Origin of the sequence: Streptomyces aurantiogriseus (assembly GCF_014649375.1) — a bacterium.
GTDB lineage: Bacteria > Actinomycetota > Actinomycetes > Streptomycetales > Streptomycetaceae > Streptomyces > Streptomyces aurantiogriseus.
Genome location: NZ_BMSX01000023.1, coordinates 150,871 through 173,981, shown reverse-complemented (window position 1 = coordinate 173,981; position 23,111 = coordinate 150,871). Strand labels below are relative to the sequence as shown.

Annotated in this window: 11 protein-coding genes and 1 pseudogene; 5 read left to right on the top strand and 7 right to left on the bottom strand. The window is 70.3% G+C overall.

All coding sequences use genetic code 11. The features are described from left to right. Nucleotides 1–547: 547 nt before the first annotated feature. Nucleotides 548–1,474, bottom strand: a complete 927-nt coding sequence (locus IE263_RS37740) for an NADP-dependent oxidoreductase (RefSeq protein WP_189942590.1) — start codon at nt 1,472–1,474, stop codon at nt 548–550. Nucleotides 1,475–1,610: 136 nt separating this feature from the next. Here IE263_RS37740 and IE263_RS37735 point away from each other — a divergent pair, with 136 nt between their 5' ends. Next, complete coding sequence (locus IE263_RS37735; protein WP_373312216.1) at nt 1,611–2,654, top strand: GlxA family transcriptional regulator; 1,044 nt, start codon at nt 1,611–1,613, stop codon at nt 2,652–2,654. Between the two features lie 462 nt (nt 2,655–3,116). Further along, nucleotides 3,117–3,976 (top strand): IS5 family transposase gene (locus IE263_RS37730; protein WP_373312217.1). Its coding sequence is split into 2 segments (ribosomal slippage): nt 3,117–3,488 and nt 3,491–3,976, totalling 858 coding nucleotides; the frame shifts between segments, so codons are not numbered across the junction. A 183-nt stretch (nt 3,977–4,159) separates the two neighbouring features. Here IE263_RS37730 and IE263_RS37725 read toward each other — a convergent pair. Both IE263_RS37725 and IE263_RS37720 read right to left on the bottom strand, forming a co-directional pair. Then, a complete protein-coding gene (locus tag IE263_RS37725; protein ID WP_189942589.1) occupies nt 4,160–4,528 on the bottom strand; it encodes a helix-turn-helix domain-containing protein in 369 nt (122 codons plus the stop codon). A gap of 59 nt (nt 4,529–4,587) precedes the next feature. Further along, complete coding sequence (locus IE263_RS37720; protein WP_189942588.1) at nt 4,588–5,628, bottom strand: LacI family DNA-binding transcriptional regulator; 1,041 nt, start codon at nt 5,626–5,628, stop codon at nt 4,588–4,590. Nucleotides 5,629–6,057: 429 nt separating this feature from the next. Here IE263_RS37720 and IE263_RS37715 point away from each other — a divergent pair, with 429 nt between their 5' ends. The 3 genes from IE263_RS37715 to IE263_RS37705 all read left to right on the top strand — a co-directional run bounded on the left by IE263_RS37715 (nt 6,058) and on the right by IE263_RS37705 (nt 15,479). Next, on the top strand, nt 6,058–11,010 hold the full coding sequence (locus IE263_RS37715) for a P-loop NTPase family protein (RefSeq protein ID WP_189942587.1): 4,953 nt from the start codon (nt 6,058–6,060) through the stop codon (nt 11,008–11,010). 204 nt (nt 11,011–11,214) lie between these two features. Beyond that, nucleotides 11,215–14,139, top strand: coding sequence for a hypothetical protein (locus IE263_RS37710; protein WP_189942586.1), 2,925 nt, complete (start codon nt 11,215–11,217; stop codon nt 14,137–14,139). Next, nucleotides 14,136–15,479, top strand: coding sequence for a hypothetical protein (locus IE263_RS37705; RefSeq protein ID WP_189942585.1), 1,344 nt, complete (start codon nt 14,136–14,138; stop codon nt 15,477–15,479). Before IE263_RS37710 ends, IE263_RS37705 begins: the two co-directional genes overlap by 4 nt. 193 nt (nt 15,480–15,672) lie before the next feature. Here the strand turns inward: IE263_RS37705 and IE263_RS49035 are convergent. The 4 genes and pseudogenes from IE263_RS49035 to IE263_RS37690 all read right to left on the bottom strand — a co-directional run. Beyond that, nucleotides 15,673–15,861: pseudogene (locus IE263_RS49035) on the bottom strand (IS5/IS1182 family transposase); the annotation flags it as partial. A gap of 12 nt (nt 15,862–15,873) precedes the next feature. Continuing rightward, entirely contained in the window at nt 15,874–18,501 is a 2,628-nt protein-coding gene (locus tag IE263_RS37700; protein WP_229911384.1) for an RNaseH domain-containing protein, read from the bottom strand. Next, entirely contained in the window at nt 18,498–21,812 is a 3,315-nt protein-coding gene (locus tag IE263_RS37695) for a DEAD/DEAH box helicase family protein (RefSeq protein WP_189942583.1), read from the bottom strand. Before IE263_RS37695 ends, IE263_RS37700 begins: the two co-directional genes overlap by 4 nt. Beyond that, nucleotides 21,809–22,960, bottom strand: a complete 1,152-nt coding sequence (locus tag IE263_RS37690; protein WP_189942582.1) for a restriction endonuclease-related protein — start codon at nt 22,958–22,960, stop codon at nt 21,809–21,811. The genes IE263_RS37695 and IE263_RS37690 overlap by 4 nt, the downstream gene beginning before the upstream one ends. Nucleotides 22,961–23,111 lie beyond the last annotated feature (151 nt).

Below are 23,111 nucleotides of genomic sequence, written 5' to 3'. Positions count from 1 at the left end.
GGGTTCGGGGACCTCCGCCTCCTGCAGCGGCTCCTTGTACTTGGTGACGACGAACGCTCGCATGGGGCGCCACTCCTTGTCTTCATCCTGTTTATCCGGGCGTGAGGCCAGATCAGCCAATTCGGCGTGACATGGGGCCTCGCCTCACTCACTCAACCCGAGTACACTCAATTATGAGTCTGCTCAGGATTATTGTCAACCGAGGGCGTCCTGGGCCCGCAACGCGCCCTCCCCGGTGCCGCATACCGGCCGCGAGCACCCGCCGGCAGCAGCAGGCCCCGGCCACCACCGAAGACACCCCTCCGGCGCGAGCCGCAGCCCTGCCTCCGCCCCCGTGCGAGCCGTCGCCCCGGCCGTCACCGAAGCACCCCCGCGAGCCGCAGCCCCGCCCCCTCCGAAGCCCCGAGCCGCAGTTCCGTCCTGTCCGGCCGTGCCCGCAGGTCCGTCCCGTCCCGTTCGGCCGCGCCCGGAGCCCCGGGACCGGTCGGTCCCGGGGTTCCAGTCCCGCTCCATCTGCCCGCAGCCGACCTGGCCGGGGCGGCCGGCGTCAGGCGACGCTCAGGACGATCTTCCCGGTGGTGCGGCCCTGCTCGCCGATCTCGTGCGCCTTCGCGGCCTCGGCCAGCGGGACGACGGTCTCGACCACAGGCGTGAGCGCGCCCTGCTCGGCCAGGGCGGCGATCTCGCGCAGACCCAGGTGGTCGGGCTCGACCAGAATCCACACCGCCCGCACGTGGCCGGGGACGTCGGCGGGGACGTCGTCGGGGCCGGGCAGGGTGATCAGCCGGCCGCCCGGGCGCAGCACCGTCAGGGACCGCTCGGCGTTCTGGCCGCCGAGCCCGTCCAGCACCACGTCCACGTCCCCGACGGCGTCCTCGAAGCGGACCGTGCGGTAGTCGATCACCTCGTCCGCGCCCAGCTGCCGCAGCAGGTCGTGCTTGCCGGCGCTGGCCGTGCCGATGACGTACGCGCCGCGGGCCTTGGCGATCTGCACGGCCAGGTGGCCGACCCCGCCGGCCGCCGCGTGCACCAGCACCCGCTCACCGGCGCGCACTCCGGCGGTGTCCACCAGGGCCTGCCAGGCGGTCAGCGCGGCCAGCGGCAGCGCCGCCGCCTGCACGTGGGTGAGGTTCGCCGGCTTGGGCGCGAGGTGGCGGGCCGGGGCGACGACGTACTCGGCGTAGGCGCCGGCCTGCCGCGGGAACAGCGGCATGCCGTACACCTCGTCCCCGGGGCGGAATATCCCCACGCCCGGTCCGACGGCCTCCACGGTGCCGGAGACGTCCCAGCCGACCGCCGGGACCTCGCCCCACTCGATCAGGGCCCCGCTGGCCCGGGTCTTGAAGTCCACCGGGTTCACACCGGCCGCGTGGACCCGCACCAGGACCTCGTTCAGTCCCGGCTCGGGCCGGGCGACCTCACGCTCCACGAGCACCTCCGGTCCGCCCCACTGCTCCACGACCACCGCACGCATGCTGTCCGCCTCACTCTTTTCCGTCTTGATCGGATACCGGCCGCCCGGGCCCTTCCCGGCGCGGCGCAGTCCACGATCCGGCACCCGCCCCCACCATGGTGTTGGCCGTCTGGCCACTATGTGACAGGATCTGGCCATGAGCGAGATGCAGTGGCCGTGCACCGACCCCCGCCCCGACCCGAGCGCCGACGCGGCCGGGCGGCACCGCATCGCCGTCCTCGCCCTGCCCGGCGTCCCGCCCTTCGAACTCGGCATCCCCTCCCGCGTCTTCGGCAGCGTCCTGGACGCCGGCTCACGCCCGCTGTACGAGGTCACCGTCTGCACCGCCGACGGCGCCCCGGTCCTCAGCGACGCCGGGTTCACCGTGCAGCCCGCGGCCGGTCCCGAGGCCCTGGCCGCCGCGGACACCGTGATCGTCCCGCCCACGCACGCCATGCCCGAGCTGGGCCGCGGCGGCCCGCTGCCGCCCGAGGTCACCGCGGCCATCGCCGGCATCCGGCCCGGCACCCGCCTGGTGTCCATCTGCACCGGCTCCTACGTCCTGGCCGCCGCGGGCCTCCTCGACGGCCGGCCCGCCACCACCCACTGGAACCTCGCCCCCGAGTTCCGCCGCGCCTACCCCCGCGTCAAGGTCGACGAGGAGGTCCTCTTCGTCGACGACGGCGACGTCCTGACCTCCGCGGGCGTCGCCGCCGGCGTCGACCTGTGCCTGCACATGATCCGCCGCGACCACGGCGCCGCCGCCGCCAACCGCGCCGCCCGCATGTGCGTCGTCCCGCCCTGGCGGGACGGCGGCCAGGCCCAGTACATCGACCGCCCGGTGCCCGAACCCACCGTCGCCACCACCACCGCCACCCGCGCCTGGGCCCTGGAACACCTCGGCGAACCCCTCTCCCTGAACCGCCTGGCCGAACACGCCCGGATGAGCCTGCGCTCCTTCACCCGCCGCTTCCGCGACGAGGTCGGCATGACCCCCGTGCAGTGGCTCACCGCGCAACGCCTGGAACTGGCCAAGCAGTTGCTGGAGACCACCGACCTGTCCATCGACCTGGTCGCCCACCGCTGTGGCTTCGGCTCCGCCAACTCCCTGCGCGCCCACATGCGCACCGCCTTCGGTGTCTCACCCGCCTCCTACCGCCGCACCTTCCATACCGACGACCCGGTGGAAGCGGGCGTCTGAGGACACATCAGCGCCGCACATACCCGCTCCGCGGGCCGGCCGGGATCCGCCTGATCATCCGCTGCCGGTGCCCCCATCGCTGCCATGACCCCTTCTTCTAGCGAACCCGTGCCGACCGCGGCAGCCGAATCCACAAGGTTCACCACAACGAGGAACACCCCGCGATACGCCTGTGAGTGGGTGGTGGGGTGGCAGCGGGTGGGCGTCAGCGAGGGTCGGGAGTGGGTGTCCTGGTAGTGGGTGCAGGACGGGGCCTGTGCTCGCTGTCATGGGGTGACCAAGCGGATGTTGTGGTGTGGCTAGCAGGTTGGTTGCTGGCTGTCATGGGTTTCGCTGTTCCTATGTGAGGGGGTGCGCGGTCGGCTGGGCTGGGCCGCATGACGCAGGGGTGAAGGCCTCCCGGAAAGGCCGCGGCCGCCCGAACGCGCGCTGGCAGCTACGCCGTTTCGTTTGGATCATCTGATCGTTGGTCCGGGTGTGCCGTTGACTGACGTGCAGTGGGCGCGGATCGAGCCGTTGCTCCCGGACCGAACGCCGAGGCGGGGTGGTCGGTGGCGTGACCACCGTGAGGTGATCGAAGCGATCGCCTTCAAGTTCCAGACCGGAACCCAATGGGTCCACCTGCCGGAGAAATACGGCAACTGGCGAGGCATCTACAACCGGCTGCGAATGGGGGCAGTCGACGGCACCTGGGAGCGAGTGTTCACCGCGCTGATGGCTCAGGCCGACGCCGACGAAGACCTCAACTGGGCCGTCTCGGTGGACTCCACCATCGTGCGCGCTCACCAGCACGCGGCCGGGGCTCGCAAAAGGGGGCCCCGCTCGGCGAACCGGACGATCACGCCATCGGCCGGTACCGCGGCGGACTGACCACGAAGATCCACCTGGTGGCCGACGGCCGTTGCCGGCCTCTGGCGTTCGTCCTGACCGCAGGGCAGGCCGGTGACGCGCCTGCCTTCGAGCAGGTCATGGCCCGCCTGCGAGTGCCCCGGCAGCGTGGTCGGCCTCGCACCACCCCCGACGTCGTCCTGGCCGACAAGGCGTACTCCTCCCGTGCCATCCGCAAGCACCTGCGCAAGCGCGGAATTCGTGCGGTCATCCCTGTCCCGGCCGATCAGCAGGCACACCGCCTTCGACGGGGCAGCCGGGGCGGCAGGCCGCCCGCCTTCGACCGCGAGACCTACAAGAACCGCAACACTGTCGAGCGGTGCATCAACCGCCTCAAGCAGTGGCGCGGCATCGCCACTCGCTACGAGAAGACAGCCACCATCTACCTGGCCGGACTCCACATCGCAGGCATCTTTCTTTGGTCCGCACGGTGATCCAAACGAAAGTCCCTAGGTGCGACTGAGTCAGCCGGAAGGCGACGTGGGGAGTGCCTGCGAGGTGACAGTGGACATGTCCGGCAGGCCGTTTTGTCACGCCTCGGCAAACCTAGCAAAAGGAAGTGATGACTGTGTCGGGCACCTCTTGCTCCGTGCCGCGTCCGCCGAGCACGCACCTGGTCACCGGGAATGCCTCGAAGCGCGGTGAACTCCAGCCTCTGGCGGGCCGCGGACCGGGTCCGCTCCGCTCGGGGCGTGCGCCGGCGCTACGGGGCGGTGGGACGCGGGGCGGGTGAGGGCGAAGAGGTAGCCGCGTTCGTCGTCGAGACGCAGGGCGTGGGGGACGGAGGCCAGGACGGCTTCGGAGAGGTGCGGGTGGCGGCCCTGCTCCAGGCGGGTGTAGTCGGTGGTGACACCCGCCAGGGGCGCGACCTCCTCACGGCTTGGGCACCCGGCGCGCCCCGCGCCCGGTGGCAGTCCGGCGGTGTTCGGGGTGAGGAGGGCGCGACGGGAGCGGAGAAAGTCGCCGAGTTCGCCGTTGTGCCCCATTCCTCAGGTATTGGAGGCGCGTGGGACTGTGTGCGGTGCGAGGTTGGCCCAGACGACGCTCAGGTGGCCGGTGCGGTAGAGGGCGGGGCCGTCGTCCCCCGGACCACGAGGTGTGGAGCGACCACCTGTTCCCCGGTACCGGTGTCGCGACCGTCCAGGCGCGCGATGGCCCGGTCCACGGCGAGGTGGGCGAGGCGGGGGATGTCCTGCCCGACGGTGGTGAGGTCGATATGGGCCAGGCGGGCCAGATGGCTGTCGTCGAAGCCGACGACGGAGATGGCGCCGGGGACGGGAATGCCGCTGCGGAGGAAGACATCGAGGACACCGGTCGCGCAGCGGTCGTTGAAGGCGAGGACCGCGGTGGGGCGCGGGTGGGAGGCGGCGAGAACCTGGGCGGCCTCGGCGCCCTCTGCCTCGGTGAGGCCCCCGGGCACGACGCGGATGTGCTCGGTGAGACCGTGGCGGCTCATGGCGGTGCGGTAGCCGCGTCGCCGGTCGGCTGCGCCGGGTGCCTTGCCGCCGTCGATGTGGGCGATGGCGCGGTGGCCCAGCGCCACGAGGTGGTCGACCGCCTGGCGGGCGCCCTTGTCGTCGGCGGTCCGTACGACCTCCAGGCCGGGGACGGGTGGCCGCAGGTGGCGGGCCACAGAGACGACCGGCAATTGCCCGGCGAGCTCCGTCAGCCGTGAGGCGGGGGCCTGTGGGCCTAGCAGGATCAGCGCCTCGCAGCGGTCGTCGAGCAGGGTTTCGACGGCACGCTGCTCACCCCGTCCGGCGGTCACGGCGCTCAGCGCGATCTGGTATCCGGCTGGTTCGGCGGTGGCGTAGATGCCCTCCACCAGGTCGGCGTGGAAGGGATGCTGGAGGCCGAACTGCACGCCGAGCAGGTGGGAGCGGTGGCTGCGCAGCAGTCTCGCCCGGGCGTCCGGGCGGTAGCCGATCTCCCGCGCGGCCTCCAGGACACGCTCGCGGGTGGCGGCGCTGGCCCCCTTCGCCCCGCGCATCACGATGGAGGCCAGCGCGGTGGACACACCTGCCCGCGTCGCCAGGTCGGCGAGCGTCGGCCGCTTCCCGTCCGGGACCGCCGGGGTCGCAGGCATCCTGTCCTCTCCTGGTCGGTCTCGTCTGCTGGGGACCGATTGTAGAACGTTCCATTTGGGTGTCGACCTTCTGCCTAGTTGCGACATCAGCAAGGCTTTGAACTGTGGTGTTTGAAGTACCGAGACAACTCAAGATCAACATGTGGTATGGACGTTGACCTGTGATGGTTCCTTTGGTTGACCCTTTGGCCTCCAGTCGGCTAGGCCGCTGGCATGGGATGTCGCAACTAGATGGAGGATGTCGTAACTAGACAGATAGTTCTTCTGCTTGCGAGCGTGTGGGCGGAAGGTTTTTGATCTTGCTACTGGGTGGTTGAGGGCTCGGGTGTAGCGCTTGGTTGTGTGCGGGGCGGCAGTGGGGGAGGGGGCCGGTGGCGGGCGTACGTTGGAGCGGCGGGGGTGTCGGTGCCTGCTCGTAGGCTGGCGGGCGTGACGACGACTGATGGATCTTCCCCGTACGCCACTGGTGGGGGCGGTGTCTGGATCGAGCACCGCTACGCGGCGACGCTCGTTGCCGCGCTGCTGACCGAGGACCCGATCAGTGAGCTCGGTGACGACGTCGTCCCGCATTCGGTGCGTTTGCAGGCCAGCCACATTAGCCCGATCGACGATGTCGTGGTGGAGGGCCGCACCCGCGACGGCCATGTGCGGAGGGTGTCGATCGGGGTACGCAGGGATCCGGGCCTGACCACGAGCGACGAGAAGTCGGTTCCGCTGGTGCGGTCCTTTCTGCGGGTGGTCACCAGACGCTGGGACGAGGTGGCGGCCGGACACTGGCGGGTGGCGCTTGCGGTCGGTGTCTCCAGCACGGCTGTGCAGCAGACCGACGCGCTGGCCAGGATCGCGCGGTCCGTGTCCTCCGCGACCGCATTCCGTGCTGCCGTGGAGCGTCCCGGGGCGGCCAAGGCCGCAGTGCGGGCACGCCTCAGGCATCTGGATGCCCTGGTCGCTGCGGCCTCCAAGGACCAGGACGATCTGCTGCATATCGAAGCGGAAGAGCTGACGTGGCGCTGGCTGATGGCGTTGCGGGTACGGCAGATGCGGTTGGAGGGGGCGGACGAGTCCGACCGGACCACCGCCGTCTCCGCGCTGCGGCGGATCGTGGCCGACGAGGCGACGACAGTAGCCGACGACGTCTTCGCTCACCTTGCGGAGCGCTCCGGTGCCTGGGCCTCGTCCGCCGCGCACCTGGACCAGACGATGGTGCGCCGCGAACTCAGCGGGTTCCCCCTCGGCCGGACCCCTTCCTACCGGCAAGCCTGGTCGAAGCTGGACGGTATGGCGGATCGTCTGCGGGAAGGCACCCGCCCGGATCTGCGGGCCGGTGACGTGCGGCTGGAACTGGACCGGGCCGAAGAGCGGGCCCGGCTCGCCGACTCGATGGGCCAGGCCGGCCGGGCAGGATCGGGCCTGGTAGTCACGGGGGAGCCCGATGTCGGCAAGTCCGCTCTGACGATCCGCACCGCACGCCAGCTCACCGAGCGCGGCGCGGAGGTGGCCTGCCTGAGCCTGCGTGACCTTCCCGAATCGGCGGTACAGGTCGAACACCTGCTGGGCGGGCACCCATTGACGGAGGTGTTCGCGGCAGGAGATATCCGAGCGGTTCGCCTGCTCGTGATCGACGGCGCAGAAGCCGTCCTGGAGGGCCGCCGTGATCTGCTGCGGGACATGGCCACCGCGGCTTTCAGGGCTGGCCTCGGAGTGGTCGCCGTCACCCGCAGCGACGGAGCCACGCGGGTGCGCGAGGTCCTGCGGTCCGCCGCAGCGCAGGCGGACCGCCCGCAGACGGTGGCCCAGCACGTCGTGTCACGGCTCACTGCCGATGAGCGTCGCCAGCTCGTCGAGACGTTTCACACCTTGATCCGCTTCAGTGCCGACACGCGAGCCGAGTGGCTGGCCGGACGGCCCGGCCTGGTCGATGTCCTGCTGCGGGCCGGGACCGTCACCGAGACCAGCACACTGCTGTCCGAAGCCGATGTGTTCGCCGCTGTCTGGAACGGACTCGTCCGAAAAGGCGAGGAGTACCTTCCCGGAAGCGGGTCACCGGACGACCGGGAACAGGCCGTCCTCGCCGTCGCCCGCCGCGCGCTCAGACTGCCGGACAGCCCACCCGCCGCCGGCGTGTCGCTGCCGCGACTGCGATCCGACGCGATCCTGCGCGCACCGGCCAACCCCGCGTTCGCCGCAGGCGACGAGTTCGCCACCGACCTGATGCGCGACTTCGCCCTGTGCCGTCTGTTCTTCACCGAAGGATGGGAGCCCTTGAAGAAGGCCGGAGCGCCCCGCTGGGCGATGCGCGCGGTCCGGCTCGCCTGCCAGGCGAAGCTGCTTGCGGGGGAGCAGACCGCCGCCTGGCGAGAACTGCACGGCGAATTCCGGCAGCTCGGTGACAAGGAAGGGGAGCGGTGGACGGAAGTCCCGATGGAAGCACTGCTCACCCTCGGCAACGCCCAGACCGTGATCGACAACGTGTGGGACGACCTGGCCGCCGATGACCACCGCGGGCTCAAAACCCTGCTGCGCCTGGCCGGCCTGCGCTACGTCACCAGCACCGTCGCGGACCCCTTCACACTCGCACCCGTGGTTGCCCTGACCTACTGCACCGACCGTGACCTGGGCCAGAACGACCCCTACTCCCGGGAGATGGGCGAGTCCATCCGCGAACTAGTGCTGGCATGGCTGCGCGGCATGGCCCGCGACACCCAGGACCCCGACCCCCTGCGCCAGCAGGTCCGCGACCGCGTCCTTGCCGCGCACCCGGAACGCTACGACGACTTCGCCGTCGAAGCCCTCGCCAGCCTGGGGCCCGACACCGACGAAGCAAGTGAGCAGTGGCTGCGGGACACGGCCACCGAGGCCCCGAGCCACCTGGCAGCCGCAGTGGAGTCGCTCGGAGCCGTCTCCATGGCCCGGACCCATCCGCGGCTGCTCCTGGAGCTCACCGAGGCCTACTACATCCACCAGCCCGAGCGAAGCCGCTGGGGCGGCGGGAGGATGCACGACGAGGGGATCCGCCGCCACCACCGGATCCACTTCGGGCCGCCGTTCTCCGCCTGGCACTTCGGGCCGTTCTACTGGCTTTTGCACAGCCTGCCCGGCGACACCCTCGACATGATCAACCGTATGCTGGACCACGCAGCGGCATGCCGTGTCCGCACACTCCGCCGCCTCGGCCCGGACCTCGACCCGCCGGATGCCCCGCTCGAGGGAATCAGCCTCGACATTCCCGGCATCGGGCCTCGCCGTTTCGTCGGCGACAGCCATGTGTGGGGCTGGTACCGCGGTTCGACCGTCGGCCCCTTTCCCTGCATGAGCGCCTTGATGGCGGTCGAGCGCCTCGCCGACAGCCTTATCGCGGCGGGTATGCCGTACGAGAGGGTCGTGCGTCTGCTGCTGCGTGGCTGCAACAACCTCGCCATGGCCGGCCTGGTCGTCGGCCTGCTCGTCCGTCATCGGGAAGACGTCGGGGATCTGCTGGATGTCTGGCTCACCTCGCCGGCCGTGTGGGGCCTGGAGACCTCGAGGACGAGTACCGAGGGGCATTTCCACGTACGAGGACCGGCGCCGGACGACGTCGTCGGCGCCGACCGGCGTACGACGCCCCCACGCGAAGTTGCCGCTGATCTGACCCAGCGGGCTATGGTCGCAGGTGATCAGGCACGGCTGGACGCTTTGGCCAACGTCGCCGACAGGCTGGTTGCCACCGCGCAAGCCGAAGCCGGCGAGGACTCCGACGGGCAACTCACCAGGGCCCGGGGGTGGGCATCACTGCTGCGGCCCGAAAACCATCCCGCCTACCGGACCGACAACATGGTCGTCCTGCAGTACACGCCTCCCGCAGAAGTCGCCGAGGGATTCGCTCCGTTCGCCGCCCAGGTTGCCGCGGGCAGCGAGGCGCTGCGCCTGCAGCACACCTACGGCGACCACGACCACCAGCCCGAAGAGTGGCAGACGGGCGCGCTTCCCGCTGATATTGCGCTCGCACGGAAACTCGCCGCCGATCCACCCTCGTTCGGCACTCTGCACCCGCAGGACGCTCCGGCCGCAGTCGCGGCCTTCGCAGTCATCAGCCACGCACGCGGGCTCGCGGTCATCCCCGACGAAGATCTGCGCTGGGCCGCAGACATGCTTCTCGCCGCCCCCGCGACCGCGCCTCCCGGCAACGGAGATGACGAAGACTGGCTGTATCCGATGGCGGCCGCCGGCTCGGTTGCCCGAGCCCTTCCCTGCCTCCCGCTCGCGCCCTTCGACCATCTCGGCATCGCCCAGGATCGCATCGAACAGACCGCCACCGCCCTGGCCGCATTGCCGGACGGGATTCGTACCATCTTCGCCGCCAACTGCGCCCCCGCGTGGGAGTCCCCCTGCGAGGAAGAAGCGGACAAGGACACGCCCTGCCGGCGCCACAAGCCCCTGTGGGCCGCCGTCCAAGCAGGTCTCTCAGGCTGCCGTCTGGGCCCTTGGCGGTCGGGAAGCCGTCAGCCGGAGTTCCTGCCGCCTCCCTACACCGACACCCTGCCCGCCGTCCCGGCCACCGGCCTGCTCGTGCACCGGCTCGCCATGCCGGTCGCCTGTACCGTCGCCGCCCGCAACACCGCCTGTCTGGCCGAACGGGCCACCACCCTCCTTCCGGTCCTCATGGACGCGCACCGCAACGGCGCCGACCACTGGATGGCCGAAGGCTACGCCGGATACGACAGCTCCGAACGCGAACTCGTCGTCCGTGCCCTCATCACCCTCGCTGCCGACGGCAGTACCGAACCCCTCACCACCCACCTGCGAACGTACGCCGACAACGCCAACGCCCTGCAGCAGCTCCTGCACGACGCGGCCACCCTCTTCACCTATGACCCCCGACTGCGCGCCCTGCTCTCAGACGTGTGGCCGCTGATCCTGACCACCACGCTCGACGCTCTCGACGCAGGCGCCACCCTGCAAGCGGACAACAGCCGCTGGGCCGAGTACGCCATCGCCGCCCTGCTTCCCACCCCGCAACTGCGCACCGCCGACCTAACCCCCGACGACACCCTCGACCGGGCGAACCGCGACTGGCTCACGCCCAGCGACCTGGGTGATGCGGCCGGACGATGGCTCGACTGGGCCCGCGGCGAGGCCATGGCCGCTGACGCACTGGCCCGCTTCGCCCGCACCACTCGCTTTGCCTGGCAGCTCGCCACCGGCCTGCCCTGGCTGGAGCATGTGATCGACGGCCGCTACAACGCCGTCGCTGGCCACTGCTGGTACGTCACCCGCTGGCTCACCGAACTCCGCGAAACCGGCATTCCCGATGCCGCCGTTCTGAGTCGGTGGCGCCGCGTCGTCGACGGACTCGCCGCCGTCGGCGACCGAAGTGCCGTCGAACTCCAGCGCATCGATGAGTAACCCCACCAACCATCACCCTCCGCAGACGGGGCCTCGGACAGCTGCAGGGCGGACAACACGGAGCCCCCTCATGCCAGGCTGTCCCGCACAACCCGGGAGTGCGGGCGGACAGCGACGTGCACTGTGCCAGGGCCGCGCGGTGACGCTCTGAGACCGGGAATCGGTGACGGCCGGACTGTCAGTGGTGCCTGAGAGAGTGGGGAGATGTCCAACGACACAAATCGGGTCTTCGACGACGCGGTGAGGATGGGCCGCGAGAACGCCCACACCATGGAGATGGCCCGACGCCACTGCTTGAACATGACATTCACCGAATTCGGTGGCCGGGGCATGGCCGAGGCGGCGACCGGGCTGCCGATCAACATGCGGCGGGTGGCCTGTCCCGTGGCCCATGGCGGCGCCGCCATGAACCTGGACTGGATCGCAGGGCAGTTCTACGACGAACACTGCATCGGGTGTGCTCATCGCCGTCCCACGGGCGACGTCCCGAACCTTGCCACGGTCATGGACGAACGGAAGGAAGCTGCAGCACGGGCCGAGGAAGCCGAGCGAGCGGAGACCGCGCGGCGCCACCATTACTGGGAACAGCGCCGCGAACACCGCCGATCTGCGCGGGCTTCGTCGGACACGGCGATGGCCAGTGCCCTGGACGATATCGGCGTCCTGGACCGAGAGCCCGGCACGGAACGGGACACGGCGGCCTGCGACGGTGCGCTGCGGCGGTTGACTGCGCTGGCGGAGCGCGCGCCGGAGACCTTCACCACCGCAGTGATCGAGCTGGCTCTGGGCCTGGTGTCCGACGTGCACGTCTCAGTGCTGCTGACGCCGCTGCGGCACGTAGCCCGCGTCCGCAGCGAGTGCGCTGCGGACGTCGTGCAGGCGGCCGTGAACACGTTGAGGCGCGGCCCTGTTGAGGAGGCCGGCCGCTGCGTGGCCGACCTGCTGACTCCTCGCTACGCCGACCAGCTCGATGAGGCGGTGGTCCGGTCCCTGGTGTATCTCGCAGAGCCGCGGACCCGGCACTTCGGGTCCTACGAAGGCGGAACCGGGGACGCCACAGGTCTCCGTGTGGCAGCAGGAGTAGTCCCCCGCACCGTGGTCGCTGTGCTTACCGGCATGCTGCCAGCCCCCCGACCCCTCGAGTCGCTTGTGGTGCCTGCCGGAGCGCGGCCCGCACCCCGGACACGAAGAGAAGCCGAGACCGATCGGCGCGCCGCCGCGTCCGCTGTGCGGGCTCTGGCGTTCACGCACGCGGACCTGGCGGGTCTGCTCGTGCCGTCGATGCTGCTGAATATGGGCGTTGACGGTGATCACCACGACGACCCCGCGCCGGTGGGGACAATCCAGCAAGCTCTCGCCGCCCTGCTCGTCCTGGCAGTTGGAGACGTGCCTGCACGGCTCGAGCGGACCGGCAGCACAGCCGGAGACACCGTATGTCAGCGCCTGTTCGGCGTCCTGGAACAAGCCAGCCACCTCATCGACCCCAACGACAGATTCCGGACCGCCAACGATCCCCAGCTCGACGAGAGCCAGCAGCGCACCGTCTTCGAGTACCTGCTCTCCACATGCCTGACCCGTGTCGGGGGAGACTGGGGCGACGACGTACGTGTCCAGGCCGCGACTCTGACCGAGCAACTCGCCCAAACCCACCCGGCCTGGGCCCAGCCGCATGTCGCCGCCCTCCTGGGCGCGGTCCTGACCACCATCGACACGCTCGAGTCGGCGGACACCGCACCCACCACGCTCCTGGCCACCCCCGAAACGGTCCCGCCCCAGCTGCGCCTCCTCGAGCGGATGGCCTACCGCCAGTCCCTGGCGTCCAGCACCCGCAGGCTTCTGGACGCTCTGGAACACACCGCCACCGTCGACGCGGCGGCGGTGTGCAGGGCAGTCATCGACACCATCGCCGACGAACGAGACAGCCAGCGCAGGCAGGTCATCGTGCCGCGACTACTGCCGCTTCTGGGAACGCTCGGCCGGCGCCACGGCGACCACCCCGGCCTGCTGCGGATGATCCTTCCGCTGCTGCACACCTACGTCGTCGACGCCGACGTCGCCTCGCGGTCGGCCGCGCTGAGCGCCTGGGCGGACATCGGCGCCGCCCACCGTCTGCCCTCCAGCATCTCCGACCTCCTGCCGGCCCTCCTCGAGGACCACTACATCGCTGTCATCGACGGCGTTCTCGACACCGCCATGCGCCTGGAGTGGAGCGACGAGGACACCCTCCGTCTGCTGTTCTACGCGCTGCTGGTCTGCGCCCAGGTCGACATCGACCGCTTCCCGGACACCGTCAAGAAGGCCATGACGGCCGCCGCCCGCCTCTCACGCGGCGACGAAGCCCTCCGGACCCACACCGAACAGCAGATCCTCAAACGCGCCGCAGACCTCGACCGCTACCACCTGCGCGACGCCCTGCGCCGGGACTGGCTGCCCCAGACAGCCACCAGCTCGGCCATGGCCCAGCTGCGCCTGCGCCAGGTCCGCGACCCTCACATCAACGACCGGTTCAACGACCACGACAACCGGCAACTGTGCGCGTTGCTGGACTGCGGCCCGGGCCTGGCTGGCCTGGCGGTGGAGGACCTGCGCGAGGCCGCCCTCGAGCTGGGACCGCACCGTGTGTTCGGCTCGGCCGAATACGCCGAGGTCGCCTGGCGGGCTGCCCGCCCAGCGGATGCCGCCGTCCTCATGAACGCCGCCCTCGAGGCGATCCCCAACGAGCCCGCCTTCGCCGTCCACCGGGGGCTGGTCTCACTGATCGGGGCAGCGGCCGCGTTCGACGCCGCGGCAGCAACTGGAGGCGACACGACCGCGGCCGCCATCGAGCTGACGCAAGCCGCTGACATCGTCGGCGACGACAGCGACGCCCGTACTCTGACAGACCAGGCCCGCACCCGCGTGACGATCCGAAGCCTTCTCACGGGCCACGAACTGGCGCTTGCCGGATCAACCAGCATGACGCAGACCAGTGCCCCGACCGTGCCAGCAACGAGCCATCCGTACTCCGTGCCCGCGCAACCCGGCTGCACGACGCGGCGAACACCCTCAGGAACCAGTCCCAGGAGGCAACGGCGACCGCCGCCTACGCGCGGTGTTTCGCCGGGCTGTGCGAGGTGGCTGCCTTCTTGATCAACCTCGATGCAGCCGAACTCGACGCCGAGACCACCGAGATGACGGCCCTGGCCACTGCAGCCCGTCGACGAGCAGCCGCGATCACCACCGAGCTCGAGAAGCGATTCGGCGACGCCGACCCGCTGGCCGGACCTGCGCAGACCGCTCTCAAGCGGGTGCAGTTCCTCACCGACGCCAGCGGCGTTGCGGACCTTCTCGCCGACTGGGCGACCCTGCCCCTGCCCCTGGTAATCGCTCACGGCCCCCGCCGCCGCACACCGCCCACCTCCCACATGGCAGATGCAGAAGGCGACCCGGACGTCCACTCCGCCCAAGACCAGTCGGCCGTCGCTGTCGTACTGGCCAGCGTGGACGGACGCCTCATCACCGGCCCACAGGTCCTGCGCCCCTCGATGGTCTACGAACTCCGCCTCTACGTGCGTACCGGTCCCTGGCCCGAGTGGGCTGAGACCCTCGAAGCCGAACTCCTCAGCCACCTCACCCCCAACGAGGTGGAAACACCCGCCCACTTCTGGCCGCGCCCGCCGAGCGCGGACGGCCCCGTGACACTGAACGCCACCGGCACGTTCATCCTCCGCTTCGCTCTCCCGGCCGGCAGCCCCGCCCCACCGTTCTCGGTCAGTTTGCGCTGGCGCGGCACCCGGGACGGCAGACCGGTCACCCAGAGCCTCGATACCGCCGGGCACCGCGAGATCCGCTGCCGGCCCTTCGACGCCTCACGCGACTTCTTGACCAACTTCCCTGTCTTCGACGAACGCCTGCTCGCCCTCTACGAACGTCTTCACCACGCCGGATACGATGAGGACCAACTCCAGGCGTTCTGCCGCCTGTTCACCGCTATCTGCCGGACCGGACTCACCATGACGTGGAACAAGCAGTACAAACGCGGCAGCCACGTCACAGAACGCAAGTTCCACGACGACCTCTACAAGGAACTGCAAGCAGAGCCGGAACTCGGCGGACGCCTGCAGAGGGGCAGCCCCCTCGCCCTCGGCTACCTCGATGTCCGGCACGACGGAATCACCGCCGAACTGAAGGTGGAACGCAAAACTCCGGTCACCCAGGACAGCGCCCACAAGTACATGGGACAGCCCACACAGTACGCAGCGGCCGACGGTGCACGCCTGTCGATCCTGTGCATCCTGGACATGAGCCGCAAGACATCACCCGTCGGAGTGCCGGAGAACTACCTCTTCACCCTCCAGCCGGCACTGCACGGCCTGACCAACCCAGAAGCGCCTTCACTCGTTGCAGCCATCGTCGTCAACGGCAACCTGCCGACTCCCAGCACATGGTCTCGCCGCAGGACACCTACACAGCCCTCTTCCTCGCCCTGAACCCGCCGGGACACGTCTGAAGACACCCGACCCCGGGCGATGCGCTCGACGTGACGCGTGACCAGTCCCGCAAGTGACCGCAGGAGACCGACGCGGATCCAGGGCGGTTTTGTATGGATCACCGGGCAGACCAGTGGAAGACGCCGGCGATGCGGAGCCCAGCCAGGTAGATGGCGGCGGTCTGCGCCTGAGGCAGCGGCGAGGCCCCGCCACTGCCCCAGGCAGTCGACGCACCGTTCGAGGTGCTGCGCTGCTTGTAGGTCTCGCGGCTGAAGACCGGTGGCCTGCCGCCGCGGCTGCCCCGACGCAGCCGGGGTCCTTACTGGTCAGCGGGGACGGGGATCACTGCCCGGATGCCGCGCTTGCGCAGCCAGTGCCTCACTGGCGCCGGCTGTCACTGCTGCTCAAACCCGCCGTCCTCCTCGGCAGCGACGTACTGGGGGTGCTTCTCGTCGGCGTTGCGTGCGAGATGAAGTGGCAGGGGCAACAGGGTGCGGCCGCTCCAGCTGGCGGATTGCTGGGAGAGACGGGCCGCGAGCCCGACCAGTCGTTCCTCCTGCCAGGTGCCGGCCCGGGCGACGGTGTACTCGGTGCGGGTGATGGCGTGGAAGTCGGTGCCGAGCTTGCTCTGCGAGGTTTCTGGCAGGGTGCGGCGGGTGTAGTCGGTGCCGGTGCGCTGACCGCCCTTGTGCTGCCGTGTCTCTGCTGCGAACAGCCAGGAGTCGACCCCGCCGTGGTCCGAGACGTACAGGATCTTCTCGGGCATGGCCGCCTTGTCGGCGTCGCCGGGGCGTTTGCTGCTGCCGCCGACGCGGTGGGTGGGGCGTGGGGTGCGGCTGCCGTGCGTGACGCGGACGACGGCGATGTCCCGGCCGCGGGCGGCCAGGGCCAGCCCGGGCAGCAGCCCATCGCCCAGGGTGGGGTTCGCCAGGCCCGGCCACAAGTCCCGGTGCTGCTCGGTGAAGACCACCACACTGCGGTCGCCGGGCAGTTGCGCCAGGGCCTGCTCCACATGATCGCGTACTCGTGCGGGGCCGCCGGTCTCGTCGCGCAGATGATGGCCGGGCAGGCCGATCGGTCCGGCATGGTGGCGCGTGCGGCCGACTGCGAGGGGCAGCCACCGCTGGCCGCTGTACATCAGGGCCGGCCAATACCTCTCGTCCGGATGGGGCGAGGCCTTCAGCGCGACCAGGGTGACGGCCAGGACCGGGGAAGCGGCGGCACGGCCGCGGATGCGCGGGAAACGGTGCAGCCGGGTCCACAGACCCACCAGCCAGGCCCGCCGGTCCAACGCGGTCTCCCGGGCCAGGGGGTGGCAGGCGGCGGCCGCCAGCCGGTCGTCGATGACGCCGCAGTCTGTCAGCAGCCCGCCGGTGGCGATCTGTGCCGCGGCGTCTTCCTTGCGCGTGATGGGCGGCGGTTCCTGCTCGTTCCTGGCCGCGCGGGAGCGGGCGATCTTTTCGGCGAGGTTGGGCTGGTAGAGGTCGCCGAGCGAGGCCATGGTCAGAAACTGCGACGGCAGATCGCGGTCGGCGAACAGCGGCTTGAGCGCCGTCTTGGCATCCGCCTCACCGCGGGCCGGCAGGGAGGTCTCGACAAGGGTGGCGACGAGTTCGCCCGGATCGGAGGGCCGCAGCATCGACAGACCGTTGAGGACCGGGGCCCGGTTGTGCGGGCCGTGCCGCACGAGTTCGGGAACCCGCACCGTCATCAGCTGCAGTCCCGGTGCCAGCACGGTGGTGTGCCCGTCCTTGAGTGTCTCCACCTCCGGCTGGGCGAAGTCGCGGGCCAGCTGGGCCAGGATCCGCTCCTTCCACGCCCCGGTTTCATACAGGGCGACGATCCGCAGGCTTTGGAAGCCGGCTGCCACAACGGCGGGCAGGATCTTGTCCGGGGCCACCACCGGAGACGGTTCGGGCGACAGCCGGGGCACCCTGACGCTGCTGCCGGTGTAGGTCAGGGGGGCGGCGTCCAGCATCCTGCTGGCGTGCTCCTCCAGCCGGCGCATCAACCGTGACCCCGCCCCCTTGCCGATGGGGTGCACGGCGGTGGTGTGGATGCCCCGCACCGGCCCGGGCTTGTCAAAGTCGACTGCGAACGGGTCGGGCAGCGGCGCGATCCCGCAGGCCTCGACGATCTGCGCGGTCGCCCCCTTGTACTGCGCCGACTTCAGCGTCCACTGGCCGTGATCGTCCTTGGCCCACCGCAGGTGCACCGGCGCCTTGAGCACGATGTCGGGGTTGGCGGGATGGCACACATGCGCGTTCTTGACCCCGTACCAGCCGGTGGCGATCCGCGCGGTGCGCGCCTCCAGATGCGCGACCAGCATCCGGCCCCCGGGAGCCGGGTCGACGTCGATGTGGATGCGGTCCATGGCGTGACCCACACGGCGGCGCCGCTCACCGGTGGCCTCGTCGATCCAGCTCGCCTCCCGCTCCATCGGCTGCGCCCACGTCAGCAGGTCGCCTTCCGATTCCAGGACAAGCGCAAGCGGCTCGGCCAGCGTCTCGACCTCCCACGGTTCGCGGCGCAGCAGCTGGGCCAGCCGCCAACTCGCCACCTGAAAAGCCCAGTTCGGTCCCGTGACGCGGCCCTCACGGTCGCGATGCAGCACCTCCTGCAGCGGGTAGGGGCCGCCTGCCTCGTCGACCAGGTACTGGCTGAGCGTGTCCCTCCCCTCCCAGCCGGTCAGCCGGCCCTCCCATTCCCGTACCAGCCGCCGCCACACCGTGAAGTCGAGCGGCTCCGACGTGACGATCAGAGCCCGCCTGGTCCACGGCCCGGTCAGCGGCGGGCGTTCCGGGTCGGTGAACACCAGCCGCCGTCCCGTGACCGCGCGGGCCGCCGTCGCAAGCGAGGCGGTCGGGCGCTGCGCGTCGAGCGAGCGCGGCTTGGGCAGCCGTGCCCAGGCCTGGCTGAACTCCTCGGGCAGCGGATACACATACACCTCGCCCATCAGCTCGCCGGTCAGTGCGAACGACAGGGTGCTCAGCGCACTGGGGCTCTTGGCGGAGCGGCTCACGGCGTCTCCCCGGGAAGGTCGTGGTCGGCCAGGCTTAGAAGGACATCGAGGGTGGAGCGGTAGATCCGGTCGATGAGGTCCCATTCATCGCGCCGCTGCCACTCTGCGCGCAGCGTGGACAGCAGGTGGGGGAGGGTGGAGTCGGTCGCGGTCTCGGTGAACGCGGCGTCCGCCAGATGCAGGCGGCCGTGGTCTCCGCCACGGCGGGTGCGGCCGCCGAGCTGGATCAGACGGGTGAGGATCTCCGCCACGATCGCGGTCTTCACGTCTTCGCCTAGGTCCTTGAAATAGTGCGAGCCGCGCCGGATCTCCTCGAACGTGCGTCCGGCGGACAGCCGCAGCTGCTCAAGGGCCGCGGCCGGCTCGCCGCCGGGCGGAGGCGCGTCACGGTAGGCCAGCGAGTTGACCATGGCTAGCAGCACGGCCGGCTCTTCCATCACCAGCACCGGCCGCACCACCAGACAGGCCACGTGCAGCAGCGACCGCCCGCCCTGGTCGACGATGTTCAGGCCCCGCTCCACGCGGGCCATGGGCGCCAGCAGGAACCGGCACCGCCCGTGACCGACATGGAAGGGGAACTGCTCCAGCCGGTCTGCCGGGACGGGCACCCAGCCCGGGGGGTGTTTCTCGTAGCGCGGCACCTCCTGCGGCCGCACCGCCACACAGATCTCCCCGGCCGGCGCGCCGGCCGAGATCAGCCCCTGCGCCAGCAGCGGTCCGGCGTGGTAGGCCTCGAACGCCACCAGCACGTGCGCCCTGTGCGCTCTTGCCGGATCAGCGGCCACCTCCGCCAGCTCCGCGTCCAGCCGCGGCCACAGGGCCGCACCCATCTCCTGGTACGCGTCCTCGCGCCGCTGTCCGCGCAGTCCCGAGATCCGTGCCCATTGCCCGTCCTCGTGCTGCACCTTGTCCAGCACGGCGCTGAGACTGCCGTTGACGTCGTCCGGCACGTACCACGACGGCGGTGTGAGCAGATGGTGCCGCGGGGCGTGCGGCATGTGCGCGGTCGCCGACAGCCCGATCACGACACGCCGTCGGCCGCCGTGCGCCAGCGCCGTGACGTCGCCCAGATAGCTGATGTGACTGTGCGGGTCACCCACGAAACTCTTGAGGGTAAGGGTGGTTGCCGCCAGGTCCTGGTCGTTGAAGTGCTCGCTGAACGCAAACAGCGGCCGTCCCAGCGGCCCGTAGGGCGCCGCACGCCACGGCACGTGCGACGACAACACCTCCGCCAACTCATTGGAGGCCGTCATCCCCGCCCCCTGCAAGGCAGGTGCCACGCCCACGATCTGCCGCAGGATCTCGCGGCTCTTCTCCAGGAAGGCCCGCCGCGCCGCGTACTGGACGAGATCGGTCACGTCCTCCGGCGGGGCATCCTGCGCAGTGTCCTTCGGCGAGTCGTCCCCGGCGGCCGCATCCTGCGGCGACGGGTCTGCGGTGACCTTCCTGAACCGGTCGGTGAGTTCGGCGAGGGTGTCGGCGCTCAGACTGCCCTCGTCCGACAAGTCGGTCAGCGATGACAGGACGGCCCGCAGTTCCTCCAGCCCTTCGACCTCCTCGCTCTCGTCCAGCTCGCCGGTCTTGCTGAACAGCCGGTTCACGGTGCGCATGTGCGCTTCGCTGGGCCGCTCCCCGGGTTTCAGTTTGAAGATCCGGTGGGCCAGCATTGCATCCCACCGCCGCGGCACCACCAGTCTGCGCCGCTCCCGGTCCGGGGTGATGGCCCCCCGCGCCAGGTGCGACACATACGTCTCGGCCAGCCACGACAGCCGCTTGATCTTGGGGTGCAGATACTCCTCGACCTCACGACTCAGCCGCAGACAGTGACGGCTGAACTGCTCCTCCAGCTCGCGTACCGGGCTGCTGGCCGACCCGTACCGGGCCAGCAGGACGCTCTTGGCGCTCTCATCGAACGCCTTGGCCTGCAGCGCGTCGACCTCGTCCATCATCACCACATGCGCCCGGCGCAGCAGCAGTTCCTCCACCGTCACATCCCCACGCTCCACACCGCAGTCGGCCAGCGGAACGTGGATGCGCCCGATGAGGAAGTTGGTGTGATTGGTGATGAGGATGTCCGCGTCCAGCGCGGCACGGTGGTGACGGAACTTGCCGCAGGTGGCACGCCACGGACAGCACCGTGTCTTGCCGGAAGAGTCCTTGAGCTGGTCGCACGGTTCGTTGCCGGGATCCCACAGCTCCACGCCCCGCGACTCGGGCGCCGCGTGCGCGGTCAAGGCGCAGCTGTAGGACATTTCCCCGAACACCCACTCGCGGTGCTCGGTATCGTCGTGCACGCTGCCCGCGGTGTCCTCGGCGAGCTTCTGCATGCCGCGGGTGGAGATCAGCGGCACCACCACCGGCATCCGGCCGCGGTGGTCTTCCGTCTCTGTCCGGTGCAGGGTCTTCGCGTCCCGGCGCAGCCGTGCCACCGCCTGCATCACCTGCGCGTTCTGCGGCACCACCACAGCAGCCGTCAGACCGCGCCGCGCACACCACAGGGCGATCAGCTCCGAGGCGATGTTCTTTCCCAGCCCGGTAGGGGCATGCAGCACATGGGTGGCTCCCGCCTGCGCATGGAACTCCTCGCCCAGTGCCGAGCCGTCCGCATGGTGCAGATGCTCTCGCAGGTCCGCGACGGCCTTCACCCGGTGCTGCTCCCCGTAGGCGGCGTCGAGCCGCTCGGCCAGCTGCTCCAGGTCGCTGAGGGGGATCCGCAGATCGTCAAGGTCAGCGCCGTCCTGCAACACCGCGGCCGCAGCCTTCCCGGGCTCAGCAATGCGCAGGTCGTAGTGGACGCCGACGGCTCGCCGCGACGGGCTCAGCGGGTCGTTAATCCGCAGTTCGGAGAAGTAGCGCCCGGGCGCGGCCGGCTGCCGCCGCCGGGCACGGGCAGCGCGCGCCACATGGCCGTCGATCTCCGCCAGCAGACCGTCAATGCGCGCGCCAGAGTCGGGTGCAGGCATCACCACGACCTGCCCGTCCTCGTCGGCCGCAGCGAACTCCGCTCCTGCGCCGGCCGCCGCCACCCGGGCGGCCTCCTCACGGAAAACACTGCGGTGCGCCAGCGAGGCGGGACGCCTGCGCAGCAATCGTGCCACCCGTAGCCGGTCATCCTGGGACAGCGCCGGCCACTGCTCCCACCAGGGCAGATGCCCGGACAGCAGGAAGTGAGCGTCGTCCAGACGGGCCACCTGCCGCCACGCGGACTCCTCCTTGGGGGCCCGATTGGGAAAAAGCCGGGCCGCCAGCAACACGGAGGCCCGCACCACCAGCGGCACCGTGACGCTTCCGCTGCCGGCCGTGCCGCTCATGCCGCCCCCCGCTGCAACTGGGCGCTGATCAGGCGTTTGAACGACGCCACCGTGTGCACGGCGTACCCGTCCGGCTCCAGCGCCGCACGCAGCGGCTTGACCTGCTCCGACCGGTAGGACGGCACCACGATGGTCTTCGCCCGCGGAGGCCGGTCGATGATGCTCTGCTCGTTGGCGACGTCCTTGACATCGACCAGGCACCGCCCGTCCGGCAACGTCACCCCGATGTCCCAGGAGTCCATCTCACCCCAGCGCTCCACCTCCAGCCCCTTGCGCTCCAGCCACCGCATCAGATCCACCTCGGTCAGCCCCGGCACGGTCAGATGACGCCACACCGGCCAGTCCAGGCACAGCACACCCTCACCGCGACGCGCAGCCAGTCCCGGGGGCCCGTTCACCACCTCGGGCGGATCGCTCAGACGCCGTCCCGGCCGCAGCAGCACGCGGGCCTTGCGCTGGTGCGGCAGAAAGTCGCAGCGCAGCAACTCACCCGTTAGCCGCATCGGGTACGCACACACCGGGCACGGCCACCACCACACCGCACCCCCTCGCACGCAGCTGCGCTCCGCCGGCAGCGGCCGGTAGACCTGCATGCGCGCACCCCCGCGCCGCGCGTACTCCTCGAGAATGCTGTCCTCGGTACCGGTGGGGACCTCCACCAGCATCAGCCGACCGGCGACGTACTGCGCCTGGCTGCCGCTGGCCAGCTGCCGGTAGATCGCGTGTTCCGTCTGCTCCGCCGTCTGCCACGACCAGGTCGGCAGCCAGTCCCGCCCGCCGTCCAGTCCGCCGGTAGCAGGGTCGAAGAGCACCTCGAGGTAGGAGCAGCCGACTTCGAAGGCTTCCTCGGTCAACTGGGCGGACTGCTGGTCGTGTCCGTCCTCCAGAATCACCAGGTCGCCCATCTCGGCAGGCAGGGCGGACCAGTCCAGAGGGATCCACGACCGCAGCGGACGAGTGAGGTTGCCGATCAGGCCGGCAGGTGTCTCGGGACCGGCGCCCAGTGGGAGGTGCCCCAGGATGACGCCGTGCATGCAGGAGATCTCACGCCAGGCCCGCGGCTCTTCCAGCCGCCGGGTCCAGGCCACCCCGGCACGTAACGCTGCACTGATCACTTTCCGCCCGAGGGCGTACTGAGCATCGCTCATCGCGAGGCCCCCTTTCCACACCCCACCAAAGGTTTTGGGGCTGCACGGGTTCGGAAACCACAGCCGAGACCGTACAAGGGGCCACTGACACACGCGGGTTGAGATCCGACAAATGATCAATTCAGACCTTGGATGAAAACTGGAGAGAGTC